The organism is Paenisporosarcina macmurdoensis, from assembly GCF_042658845.1.
GTDB lineage: Bacteria > Bacillota > Bacilli > Bacillales_A > Planococcaceae > Paenisporosarcina > Paenisporosarcina macmurdoensis.
Genome location: NZ_JBHSRI010000003.1, coordinates 107,307 through 119,960, shown reverse-complemented (window position 1 = coordinate 119,960; position 12,654 = coordinate 107,307). Strand labels below are relative to the sequence as shown.

Annotated in this window: 11 protein-coding genes; 5 read left to right on the top strand and 6 right to left on the bottom strand. The window is 37.7% G+C overall.

Going from position 1 to position 12,654, the window contains the following annotated elements:
• Positions 1 to 37 precede the first annotated feature (37 nt).
• Both yhbH and ACFPYN_RS04505 read left to right on the top strand, forming a co-directional pair.
• Positions 38 to 1,201 carry a sporulation protein YhbH gene (gene yhbH, locus ACFPYN_RS04510; protein ID WP_377732795.1) on the top strand — a complete coding sequence of 388 codons (1,164 nt, stop codon included), beginning with the start codon at positions 38 to 40 and terminating at the stop codon, positions 1,199 to 1,201.
• A 54-nt stretch (positions 1,202 to 1,255) separates the two neighbouring features.
• Positions 1,256 to 2,656, top strand: a complete 1,401-nt coding sequence (locus ACFPYN_RS04505) for a SpoVR family protein (protein ID WP_377732793.1) — start codon at positions 1,256 to 1,258, stop codon at positions 2,654 to 2,656.
• 533 nt (positions 2,657 to 3,189) lie between these two features.
• Here the strand turns inward: ACFPYN_RS04505 and ACFPYN_RS04500 are convergent.
• From ACFPYN_RS04500 to ACFPYN_RS04480, 5 genes are all read right to left on the bottom strand, one after another.
• The gene (locus tag ACFPYN_RS04500) at positions 3,190 to 4,098 is read right to left on the bottom strand and encodes a glycine betaine ABC transporter substrate-binding protein (protein WP_377732791.1); all 909 of its coding nucleotides are present in this window, start codon (positions 4,096 to 4,098) and stop codon (positions 3,190 to 3,192) included.
• A 17-nt stretch (positions 4,099 to 4,115) separates the two neighbouring features.
• Positions 4,116 to 4,856: an ABC transporter permease gene (locus tag ACFPYN_RS04495; RefSeq protein WP_377732790.1), complete on the bottom strand. Its 741-nt coding sequence runs from the start codon at positions 4,854 to 4,856 to the stop codon at positions 4,116 to 4,118.
• 4 nt (positions 4,857 to 4,860) lie between these two features.
• A complete protein-coding gene (locus tag ACFPYN_RS04490; protein ID WP_377732788.1) occupies positions 4,861 to 5,853 on the bottom strand; it encodes an ABC transporter ATP-binding protein in 993 nt (330 codons plus the stop codon).
• An 18-nt stretch (positions 5,854 to 5,871) separates the two neighbouring features.
• A complete protein-coding gene (locus ACFPYN_RS04485; protein ID WP_377732787.1) occupies positions 5,872 to 6,525 on the bottom strand; it encodes an ABC transporter permease in 654 nt (217 codons plus the stop codon).
• 435 nt (positions 6,526 to 6,960) lie between these two features.
• Positions 6,961 to 7,599 (bottom strand): hypothetical protein, encoded by a 639-nt coding sequence (locus ACFPYN_RS04480; protein ID WP_377732785.1) that lies wholly within the window; start codon positions 7,597 to 7,599, stop codon positions 6,961 to 6,963.
• 217 nt (positions 7,600 to 7,816) lie between these two features.
• Between ACFPYN_RS04480 and ACFPYN_RS04475 the strand changes: the two genes are divergently transcribed.
• A complete protein-coding gene (locus tag ACFPYN_RS04475; RefSeq protein WP_377732783.1) occupies positions 7,817 to 8,137 on the top strand; it encodes a hypothetical protein in 321 nt (106 codons plus the stop codon).
• 615 nt (positions 8,138 to 8,752) lie between these two features.
• On the opposite strand, the gene ACFPYN_RS04470 is transcribed toward ACFPYN_RS04475, so the two are convergent.
• Positions 8,753 to 9,913: an iron-containing alcohol dehydrogenase gene (locus ACFPYN_RS04470; protein ID WP_377732781.1), complete on the bottom strand. Its 1,161-nt coding sequence runs from the start codon at positions 9,911 to 9,913 to the stop codon at positions 8,753 to 8,755.
• Positions 9,914 to 10,280: 367 nt separating this feature from the next.
• On the opposite strand from ACFPYN_RS04470, the gene ACFPYN_RS04465 reads away from it, so the two are divergent.
• On the top strand, positions 10,281 to 11,327 hold the full coding sequence (locus ACFPYN_RS04465; protein WP_377732779.1) for an amino acid ABC transporter substrate-binding protein: 1,047 nt from the start codon (positions 10,281 to 10,283) through the stop codon (positions 11,325 to 11,327).
• Positions 11,328 to 11,473: 146 nt separating this feature from the next.
• Positions 11,474 to 12,652 carry an amino acid ABC transporter permease gene (locus ACFPYN_RS04460; protein WP_377732777.1) on the top strand — a complete coding sequence of 393 codons (1,179 nt, stop codon included), beginning with the start codon at positions 11,474 to 11,476 and terminating at the stop codon, positions 12,650 to 12,652.
• Positions 12,653 to 12,654 lie beyond the last annotated feature (2 nt).

The following is a 12,654-nucleotide window of genomic DNA, read 5'->3' as shown; positions in this document are numbered from 1 at the left end:
TTAAAAACTTTCTAATAATAGATGGGTGTGGATAGAAATGAACGACAAACAAGAGAATCATTATGTCATTTCACAGGAAAACTGGTCTCTCCATCGTAAAGGGCATCAAGATCAGCAACGTCATATAGACAAAGTAAAAGAAGCCATTAAGAATAATTTGCCTGACTTAATTAGTGAGGAAAGTATTATTATGTCGAATGGACGAGATGTAATAAAAATCCCAATTCGTTCATTGGACGAATACAAAATTCGATACAATTACGATAAATCAAAACATGTTGGTCAAGGTAATGGCGATAGTCAAGTAGGCGATGTAGTCGCTCGGGGTTCAGATGATGGGGAAAATGGTGCTGGAAAAGGAAAGAAAGCAGGGGACCAAGCTGGAGACGATTTTTATGAAGCGGAAGTCACTATGGCAGAATTAGAAGAGGTTCTTTTCAAAGAGTTAGAATTACCGAATTTAAAACAAAAAGAGCAAGCAGAGATTACAACAGATAAAATTGATTTTAATGATATTCGGAAAAAAGGGCTTATGGGCAATATTGATAAAAAGAGTACGATATTAACGGCAATTAAACGAAATGCAATGAAAGGTAAAGCTCAAATTTCACCCATTCATAATGAAGATCTGCGTTTCAAAACGTGGAATGATGTAGTAAAACCTGAATCCAAAGCGGTTGTTTTAGCGATGATGGATACCAGTGCTTCTATGGGTGCTTTTGAAAAATATATGGCTAGAAGTTTCTTTTTCTGGATGACTAAATTTTTACGGTCTCGATACGAAACAGTCGAAATTGAATTTATTGCCCATCATACACAAGCAAAAGTGGTGACAGAAGAAGCGTTTTTCACAAAAGGAGAGAGCGGTGGAACAACTTGTTCGTCCGCCTATCTGAAAGCATTAGAACTGATTAAACAAAAATACAGTCCTGCACGATATAATATTTACCCTGTTCACTTTTCGGATGGTGAAAATATGCCAAGCGATAATGAGAAATGTATAAAGCTTGTAAATGAACTCATGGAAGTATCGAGCATGTTTGGTTATGGCGAAGTGAATACACATAGCCGATATTCAACCTTAATGTCTACCTATAAAAATATTGCCAATCCTAAATTTCGTCATTATGTTTTAAAAGATAAAAGCCATGTTTATGATGCACTGAAAAGCTTCTTTCAACCAGACAAAGCCCCAGTATAATCCGGGTGTTGTGATGCACTAGTCAACGAAAAAACACTCGGAGGGATTGAGTTCATGGAAAAAAATATTCATCATGCTATTGCTGAAATTACGGAAATTGCATCTGGATTTGGCCTTGATTATTATCCGATGCGTTACGAAATTTGTCCTGCTGATATTATTTATACGTTTGGTGCATACGGAATGCCAACCCGTTTTACACATTGGAGTTTTGGAAAGCAATTTCATAAGATGAAGCTGCAATACGATTTTGGGTTAAGCCAAATTTACGAACTTGTTATCAATTCAAATCCTTGTTATGCATTTTTGCTTGATACCAACAGTCTTATGCAAAATAAGCTCATCATTGCGCATGTGCTAGCGCACTGTGATTTCTTCAAGAACAATGTCCGTTTTTCCAATACGAGACGTGATATGGTGGAAAGCATGACGGCAACTGCTGAGCGAATTGCCAGCTATGAAATGCTCCATGGAAAAGATGAAGTTGAAAGTTTTTTAGATGCTGTTTTAGCGATTCAAGAACATATTGATCCATCCATTATTAGACCTAAATTACCAGACTACAGTTTAGATGAAGAAGATGAAGAAGAAGTTGTACGGAAGACACCGTACGATGATTTATGGAATGTGGGTCAACCACCAATCGATAAGAAGACCGTAATCCAAAAGCGAAAAAAATTCCCACCGAAGCCAGAAAAAGACCTCTTACTATTTATCGAAGAGTACAGTCGAGAACTAGAAGACTGGCAGCGTGACATCTTAACCATGATGCGAGAAGAAATGCTCTATTTTTGGCCACAGCTAGAAACGAAAATTATGAATGAAGGTTGGGCAACATTCTGGCATCAACGGATATTAAGAGAGATGGATTTAACAACTGATGAAACGATTGAGTTTGCTACATTAAATGCGAACGTTGTTCAACCTTCGAAAACTACCATTAATCCTTATTATTTAGGATTGAAAATTTTTGAAGACATTGAAAAGCGATACAATCATCCAACTAAAGAAATGATGAAACATGGGGTTAAGTTGAATTCCGGTCGAGATAAAATGTTTGAAGTAAGAGAAATTGAATCAGACATTTCTTTCATTCGAAATTATTTAACGAAGGAATTAGTTAAGCAAGAAGATCTGTATTTGTTTGAGAAAAAGGGCGGGAATTATCAAGTTACCGATAAGGATTATGAACATGTAAGAGACCAACTCATCTCTATGCGGGTAAATGGAAGTTTTCCATACATCGTCGTTGAAAATGGAGACTATTCACGAAACGGAGAACTTTATTTAAAACATGGCTATGAGGGAACTGAACTAGATCCTCGCTACTTAGAAAATGTGCTGCCATATATTTATCAATTGTGGGGACGCTCTGTGCATGTAGAAACGTACGTTGAAAATAGACCCATTATATTTTCGTTTGATGGTAAAAAAATTCAACGACGTTCTCTATAAAAAGAGGGAATATATATTACCATAGAAAAAAGGGGCTGTCCTAAAAGTCATAAAATATGACTAAAGGCAGTTCCCTTTTATAATTAGTAGAGGTTGATTTTCGCTTCAGACGGACGCTTTCCGCGGGGCGGGCGGTGAGCCTCCTCGGTCGCTTCGCGATCTGCGGGGTCTCACCTGACCCGCTGATCCCGCTGGAGTCGCCGCCTTCCACTACAATCCATGAAGTGAGTAGGTAACCAAAAAGAAAATCACTTGCTTATTGCTAAGACACGAATAAATGATTCTAAGTTAAGCTAGAGATAGAACCACCCTATAATCGTAGTTGCCATCTATATTAGTTGATTGAAGCGCAGGTGGCGACTTCTGCGGGAATAGCATGAGCTGAAGACCCCGCAGGAACGCAGTGACGAGGAGACTGAAGCCGTGCCCCGCGAAAAGCGTCCACCGTAGCGAAAATCAACAGGCTGCTATGGTTACTCTTCTTAAAAGGACCGGGCGCGTTTTGCCCGGTTTTTCTTATTTATCTATAATTCTTATTCTTCTTCCAATAAGCCGTTTTCGACTAGCCACTCATAGGCTACAACAGAGACGCTCTCGCCTTTAATATCAACGCGATAATTTAAATCTCTCATGATGTCACTAGTGAGCTTGTCAGATAGTTGAGCTGTGATTTCTTCAATTTCAGGATATTTTTCGTGCATTTCCTGGCTAATGGCAACAGCTGCTCGATAAGGTGGAAAGAATTGTTGGTCATCTTCCAATGTCACTAAATCATAGTTTTTAATGGTTGCATCTGTTTCAAAGGCAACGGAAACTTCGACTTGCTCATTGTTTAGAGCTCTTTGGGTTAAGCCGATATCCATTTGTTTAATTTGGCTAGAACCCATTTCAAATCCATACATTTTTTCTACACCTTTTAAACCGTCTGGTCGATTAGCAAATTCCGCATCCGATGCAATTGTTAACTTGCCAGGGTTTTTATTGATGTAGTCTGCTAAGTCACTTATAGACACTATGCCAAGTTCTTTGGAAGTTTCACTTCTTAATGCCAAGGCATACGTGTTATTGACTTTGGACATGTTCATCCAATGAATGCCTTCCTTGCTATCAATGTCTTTAACAATTTCATACGCTTTGTCAGGGTCGGTTACAGGTTCTTGGCCCATGTACGTGATGAGTGCTGTTCCGGTATATTCCCACATCAAGTCTACTTGTCCATTTTCTAACGCAGAACGAACGACACTACTACCTAGGTTATTCATTTGATTTACTTTAAAGCCTTCTTCTTTTAATAAGAAGCCAGTCATTTCGGATAATAAATATTGCTCAGTAAAATTTTTACCCCCTACGGTAACTTCTTTTCCAGCAACTCCAAAATTAGAACAGGCCGAAAGTATAACCGTTATCATTATTAGGGGGATTAGTTTGAGTAATTTATTCACAAAATTAATACCTCCTATCATTCCAGTTTCGCAACACGTCTAGAGCCTTTTGGTACAATCACATTTTCTAACTTGCGAAGTAAGTAATCAGCGAATATCGCTAATAAGGTTACTGGAATAGCTCCAGAAATTAAGAAACCATTATCAAATAATTGAATCCCAGTAAAAATCCAAACGCCTAAGCCACCGCCGCCAATTACATAAGCAAGAGCTGCTGTACCTATATTCAATACGACCGCCGTTCGAATTCCTGCAAGAATCGAGTAAGCTGAATTTGGAAGTTCAATGCGAAATAAAATTTGATGCGGTTTCATACCCATACCTTTTGCAGCATCGATTAGGTTTTTATCAATCGAATCAAGTCCAGCCACCGTATTTCTGAAGATTGGCAGAATCGAATAAATAAATAACGCAAAAACGGCTGTCTTAAACCCAATACCTAAAACACTTATCATCAGTGCAAGGACAGCCAAACTTGGTATAGTTTGAGCCAGGTTCGCAATGTTTGAAACAAGCCATTCAGCTTTTCTAAACCTTGGTCTGGTAATAAGAATTCCTGCTGGCAACGCGATAATAAGAGCGAGTAGGGAGGATACAACAACGAGTGAGATATGTTGTCTTAATAACACTAAAAAGGTGCTTGAGTCACTAAAGATATAATTGAAATATTGATTCTTAATCGCCCAGACAAAGAAGACAATTACCAATGCTAAAATAGAAAATTTAAATATATTGGCTATTAATTTTTTACTATTCACCGAATCACCCTTCCTGGGATACGGATAGTTTCCCTTTTATTTCAAAATGCAGATACTTTTGTACAAGATCAATCGTAATCGACCCAATATTTTCACCTTGGTCATTTGTTACGACAACTTGATCAGCTTCTTGATTCATCAGCATAGACAAAGTATTACGCAAATCTTGATTGACATTAATTGTTTTTGTATCCTGAATTGTTTCATCGATTGGAGCAAGCCCAATAATTTCTTGTAAATTTTGAACGGTGTGTAAGCTTAAGCTCTTTATGGCACGATCTTTACCAAAGAATTGAGAAACAAACTCGTTTTTCGGATGAGCAAGCATTTCTGAAGGGGTATCATATTGCATAATTTCCCCGTCTCGTAAAAGCACGATTTTATCAGCCATTTTAATTGCTTCATCAATATCATGACTAACAAAAAGAATCGTCTTTTTCACTTCTCGTTGAATTTGCAAGAACTCATCTTGAATTCTTTCACGAATGATTGGATCAAGTGCTCCGAAGGGTTCATCCATTAACATAACTGGAGGATCTGCCGCAAGTGCGCGCACTACTCCGATACGTTGTTGTTGACCACCTGACAGTTCATGTGGGAAGCGTTTTCGGTAATCTGCAGCGTCAAGACCGATAAGTTTCATTAAATAAGTAAATCGTTCTTTCTTCTGTTTTTTACTCCAACCCAGAAGATCTGGGACAAGCATGACGTTCTCTTCAATTGTCATATTCGGGAAGAGACCATTACTTTGGATGACATATCCAATTTTTCTTCTTAATTCAATCGCATCTAAATCCATTGAATTTTCGTTGCCAATAATGATTTCTCCATCCGAAATGGATTCTAATCGGTTAACCATTCTTAATAATGTAGTTTTCCCACAACCAGATGGTCCAAGCAAAACCACGATTTTTCCTTCTTCAACAGTGAAGTTAACATCTTTAACCGCAATTTTATCTTCACTATATGATTTTGTTACATGATTAAATGCTATCATTTGCTCACCTCTTTACAGTTATTCGACTAAACCTTTTGTCGTGAATCGTTTTTGAATCATTAATAAAATCGCATCTGCAATAATTGCCAACAACGCAACAGCTATGGAACCACTAATGATTAAGTAGTTGTCACCTCTGCTAATTCCTTGCGTAATCAACACACCAAGTCCACCAGCACCAATATAGGCAGCAATGACGCCAATTCCTATATTAAGAACAACTGCGGTGCGTACACCAGCCATAATGACAGGTAAAGCATTCGGAATCTCAACCCGCAATAAGCGTTGATGAGTTTTCATTCCCATGCCAATCGCTGCATCACGCATTTCTGGGTTAACGTTTTTAATGGCCGTATACGTATTGCGTATAATCGGTAGCTGAGAATATAGTACAAGTGCTACGAAAGCCGGTAAAAAACCAATGCCTTGATTAATGAGAGAGAAAATAGGAATCATTACACCAAAGAGCGCTATACTCGGAATCGTTAATGTAATAGAAGCAACTTGAAGAACTGACCCTGCTAAGTATTCGTTCGTAGTTAAATAAATCCCAAGCGGGACACCGATTAAAAGCGCAACGATAATTGCTAAAGTAACCAGTACTGCATGATCAATCGTTAATTCTAAAATACGAGGTGCATTTACCTCGAGAAATCGTAACCATTTTTCCAATGTTATACCTCCCTTTCTAGAGTGAGAAAAGTCTGGTAAAAACGAACCATTCTAGATGAAATATACCCACAATAAGTAGTTGAAAAGCTCTATAAAACTGAGTACTTTAATGCTTTACCACTATAAAGTATAACATAGCCTATTTTTCTCAGTAAAATGCCCAAAAAGCGACAAGCCCTTTTAGGTTAAAAGGCCGTCGCTTTTTCTAGATAAAATATGAATTAGTTTCTTCATGCTACACCTTCGAACTTGGAGTAGCTATGTCTAGCTCCAAACGCCAGCTCGCGGGACCCTTTATAGGAAAAAGAAAGGTGATTAACCATCCATTCTTCCAGCACAGGTGTCGAGCTAGAAGACGCTTTACGATTTTTTATGCTATTTATGAAGTAAATTGGTTGATGAAGGTAGAGGAATTGAAGGTGGTTAATGTAAGTTCTAATTAATGGTAAACAATTTTCTCTGTAAATCTTCTGCAGATAAATGGCCTGCAATCGATTCACCTATCCATGTAAGGTTGTGATGTATTTTGTACAATAACCGATCTAAATTGGATGTCATTGCCTGAAGGTGAATATGAGGAAACAAATCGAACGCTTTTATTGTTTCTTCACCAGCGTCGAACTTAGCCAAAACACGATGATTCCCGTCAATTACCACTTTTGCTTGAGGACATAGAGGATAATAAGCCATAATAATTGGTTGCTCATTTTTTAATGCAAATGGTAAATAATTTTGATCTATTTCATTCCTTCTAACTTGATCAATAATGCCTGTTAAATCGATATCTTCAGGTATAAGCTGGTTTTCTAGTATCAATCTCTTAGCTGTAGGAATACACCAATTAATAAAGTAGTAGTTATATTCATCAATAAAAAATTCTTGGTTAAATACTTCTCCATTTATGGTAAGGACGTTTGTAGCAAGGGTGTCCTTAATACATTTTTTATAATTCGAAAATTCCTGTCCCAGATTCGATGGGATGTATTTAATTCGAGCACCTCTAGCCTCAATGGATTTCAAATAATAACGTTCATTTAATATGGCATCCAAGTTAGGATCGTAGTTAGTATTCATTTTATCCACCCCCTATGCATTCGTTATTAAGAATGTATGTGAGGATGTTGAAAGTTTAGTACAAAAAAGACTACTCATATGGCGTCTAAAAAATTCTCTTAATAAAATAATGGGTATTTTTTATCGGGAAAATTGTTATTATTTACATATTTACGTATAAAGTAACTGGAATGAATGATATATTAAATAGAAATTCTTCAGAAAGGATGTGGTTGAAATGTCTACACCTAAGATTTTAAAATGGGTGAGTGGTGGTCTAGAAGCCCTCTTAGGGATTCCTATATTAGGCGGCATAATTGTCGTTAGTTTTTTATGGATACCTCTAGGTGTCATGTTAGCATTGCATATTGTTACTTTAGTCTTGACGAAAAATAGTGGTGGATCTTCAACAGGTAGTATATTAGGAATAGTCACTTCTTGTATCGCATGGATTCCGTTTGTTGGAATGGTTATGCATATTCTTACTGCAATCTTTCTTATGCTTGATGCTGCAAAACCAGAAATTGAATTTAAGGATCACCATATTGATGTTGTCTAATATGGGCATGCAAAAAGGAGTAATCTCAGTTGATGAGATTACTCCTTTTTATTTTTATTGTGATCTAAAGAATAAGCTTTTTCTAGGTACCAGGGTGCAGTAGACAAAGCTTCCTGAAAACCTTATTGTTAATGCTTTTGCTTTCAATCGAAAGGACAATATAATAAATTCGATCAAGCTTGTTTCGCATCTAGTCAACTTGGTTAATGAGACGTTTATGGAGTGTACTTTCGATTGTGAAAAATTTATCGCTCAATCTGAAGATTTATCGCTCAAACACATCTCAAATCCAAGTTAACTTATTGGAACAAACAAGGTACTAAGTGGGTTTGAAAATAACAAAAGCAGGAAGAGGCCGAAATAATATCTTCGGCCGAATATTTACATAAAAAAGTGCAACGTTTCTTTAGTAAACCTAAAGATCTAAACTGTGAGCGTTCAGGTTTACAAGGGAGCGAAGGACGCAGACCGCCGCAGGATGATTTGGAAAAAGAGGTGGGCAAGTGACGAAGTCACAAGCCCACCTCTTTTTTCTCTAGACCATAGTGAAACAAAGGTTTGTCCGAAGATACCTGAGAATCATTTTACTTCAACGTAAGCATTAGGACAGTTACTTTACAAAGAACGAATTAAGATATCTTTAACACTTTCTCGGTCAAGTTCTTTATAAACACCAACACCTGGTTTGATAAATGTTTTATCGATTATCAATTCGATATCTGTATCGTCGATGTCATAGTGGCTTAAACGATTTGGAGCTTCAAGAGAGTCCCAGAATGAACGAAGAGCTTTGGCACCATCTCTCGCTACTTCCAGGTCACTTTTTCCTTCACTTGAAATGCCAAAGACATTCATGGCTAGCATTTTCGCACGTGATGGATCATCTTCAAGCACATGCTCTAACCAATTGGGGAACAAAATGGACAAGCCTCCACCGTGTGGAATATCATAAACAGCTGAAATGGCATGCTCGATTCGATGAGTTGCCCAGTCGCCACCATCTGTTCCATTCGACAATGTTTCATTAAATGCTGTAGTACTGATGTACATCATCGTTTCGCGATGATCGTATGAAGTTAAATCTTTTAGTAATTTCGGACCTGTCTCAATCGCTGTTCGGAGGAGTGATTCAATAAATCCATCTATCATCGGTGTATTTTTCGTGCGATGGAAATAGTGCTCAAGAGCATGAGACATGCTATCGACAATACCATACACGGTTTGTTTACGAGAAACAGAGAACGTATAAGTTGGATCTGAAATTGAAAAACGAGGGAAAACAAGAGGGGATCCCCATCCAAGTTTATCTTTTGTTTCCCAGTTTGAAATTACCGATATAGGATTCATCTCAGAACCAGTTGCAGCTAAGGTAAGAACGGTCCCGATAGGTAGGGCTGATTCAATTGGAACTTTCCTCGTAATTAGATCCCACACATCACCATCGTATTTTGCGCCGATAGCAATCGCTTTTGTGCAATCAATGACACTTCCGCCACCAACTGCTAAAAGGATGTCGATTTCTTGTGATTTACAAATATCAACGCCTCTATGGACTGTTGTTAAACGTGGATTTTGTTCAACGCCAGGTAATTCAAATATCGTAGCTTGTGCTTTTTTAAGCTCTTCCATGACGTCTTCATAGACCCCATTTTGCTTAATACTTCCACCACCATAAACAACAAGCACTTTCTTCGTTCCGATTTCTGTTGATAATTGACTAATTTGTCCTTGACCAAAATATAGTTTCGTCGGGTTATGTTGTAAAAATATATTCATCTGTGCACCTCGTTTTAGTCGAATCTTATTCCACAATCATAAATAGCTTGCGGCTCATTGAATACTTTACCACTATATTTGTTTAAGCAACACACATGAAGATTTACAAGAACATTCTCAACTATTGAATAGAAATGAAGACCCTCCAGTCTGCCAATGGTTTGAATAAAGGTGTCTTTTGTATAGAGATATTTAGAGAGTAGAAATACATTCTAAGAATCATTTGGTATTTTCAAAGAATATGAATCATATTATAGCTTTAACTTGTACTATTCTCTGAATTTTCAAATAAGGAGGTGTAGGTGGCAAGTTGATATGATACTTTGTACGATATTTAGAAATGAAAAATAGGGGGTCGGGGTTAAACATGAGAAAAAGTCTATTCGCATTATTAAGCATTCTGCTCGTATTTTCAGTGGTCTTAGCTGGTTGTTCAGAGGAAAAGACTGAGGAATCCAAAGCCAAATCCCAATTAGATGCTATCAAAAAAAGAGGGAAATTAGTTGGTGGTGTTAACGCGGATATACCTGGTTTTGGTTATGTAGCTTCGGACGGAAGTTATACAGGAATGGATATCGACATTACAAGAGCCATTGCAGCAGCTATATTTGGAGATCCCGAAGCTGTTGAATTCAGACCCTTATCAGCAGAAGAACGATTTATTGCTGTTCAAACGGGTGAGGTTGATGTATTAGCGAGAAATACGACGCATACCACATCACGAGACGCGTCGGTTGGTCTTGCTTTCGCACCGGTAACATTTTATGACGGGCAAGGGATGATGGTACGTGAAGATAGTGGAATCAAGACTTTAAAAGATTTACAAGGAACACGAATTGCTGTTGAATCCGGCACGACAACTGAGCTTAACTTAGCTGACCAGATGCGTAAACTGGGAGTCACTTATGAGCCTGTTGTATTTGATAATCAAGATGCCGCTATTTCTGCTTATGAGCAAGGGAGTGTAGATGCGTTTACAACAGACCGCTCTGGACTTGTTTCTCGTCGATCTACATTAGCTAATCCAGAGGAGCATTTTATCTTATCGGATGTTTTATCTAAAGAACCACTTGCTCCATCAGTTAAAGATGGTGATTCGAAATGGGTTGGTGTTGTGTCATGGACTGTATATGCATTGATACAAGCTGAAGAGTATGGAATTACGCAAGGCAATCTGGATACTTTCATGGATAGTGAAGACCCTGAAATCCGCCGTTTCTTAGGTGTTGAAGGAGATCTAGGGGAACAACTTGGATTACCTAAGGACTTTGTTGTTCAAATCATTAAAGCTGTTGGAAACTACGGTGAACTTTATGATCGCCATCTTGGTCCAGATACAGTGTTTGATTTAGAACGAGGTCCAAATGAACTTTGGACAAATGGTGGCTTAATGTATTCTCCACCTTTCCGCTAATATATAAATTTTTAGTATTGAATGTCAGATTATAGATTTGGGCCTGCATACCTTTTCAAACTAGGGGGCAGGCCCATATTTTTTAAAAGGGAACTAAACAGGAATGTAAATAAATGTTGTAAAACTTACTGTGAGGTGAATTATAAGTGAAAAAACTTTCATCTACGACGTCACCACCTTTTTGGAGAGATAAACGAGTCATTCCCATTCTCCTGCAAGTTCTATTTGCTGTACTGGTGGTACTTTTAGCTGCTTTCTTTTTTTTCAATGCACTAGGCAGCTTAAGGCAAATGGGAATGAGTTTTGGCTATGACTTTTTAGGCAAAATGGCTTCATTCGATATTGGAGATAAGTTAATTGAGTTTTCGTCAACAGATACTTATGGGAGAGCATTCCTTGTAGGTATTTTAAATACCATCAAAGTAGCATTTATTGGGATCATACTGGCTACGATTCTTGGGTTCATAGTAGGTATTTCTCGGTTATCGAGTAACTGGTTAGCAAGAACAGTGGCTACTTTTTATGTTGAAATTTTCCGTAATACTCCTCTTTTAGTTCAAATCTTCATTTGGTTTTATGCTGTATTTTTAAGCTTTCCTACTATTGAAAAAAGCATAAATACACTTGGCTTATTTTATTTTAGTAATAGAGGGACTGTTATCCCTTGGTTTGATTTGACGACCTCTTCAGTCATATGGTTGATTTTTCTACTAATTGGACTTTTTCTGTCATTCATCATTTGGAAGGTTAGAATCAAACAACAAGTGGAAACAGGTCAGCGAAAATATCCGTCATTATGGGCTTTTGGTTCAATCGTTACTTGGTTAATCATCCCGTGGTTCTTCACATCACAGTTACCACTGCAGCTTAGTGTTCCGGTGATCGCGGGAAGAGGTTTTGAGGGTGGCTACACAATAGGTCCAGGATTTGGTGCGCTTTTAGTAGCACTCGTTATGTATACGGCTTCATATATTGCCGAAATTGTGCGAGGAGGTATTTTGGCCGTATCAAAAGGACAAGTTGAAGCTGCAAAAGCATTAGGCTTAAAAAGTCCAACTATTTTAAGACTTGTTATATTACCTCAAGCTATTCGAATTATTATTCCTCCTTTAACTAGTCAATATTTAAATCTAATAAAGAATTCCAGCTTAGCAGCAGCGGTTGCCTATCAGGAACTAGTAGGTGTGGGAATTACAGTCCTAAGTCAAACAGGAAAAAGTGTGGAAGTCATTTCAATCGTGATTCTCGTCTACTTATCAATGAGCTTATTCACGTCACTCTTAATGAATATATTTAACAAATATACGCAACTAGTAGAGAGGTGAGA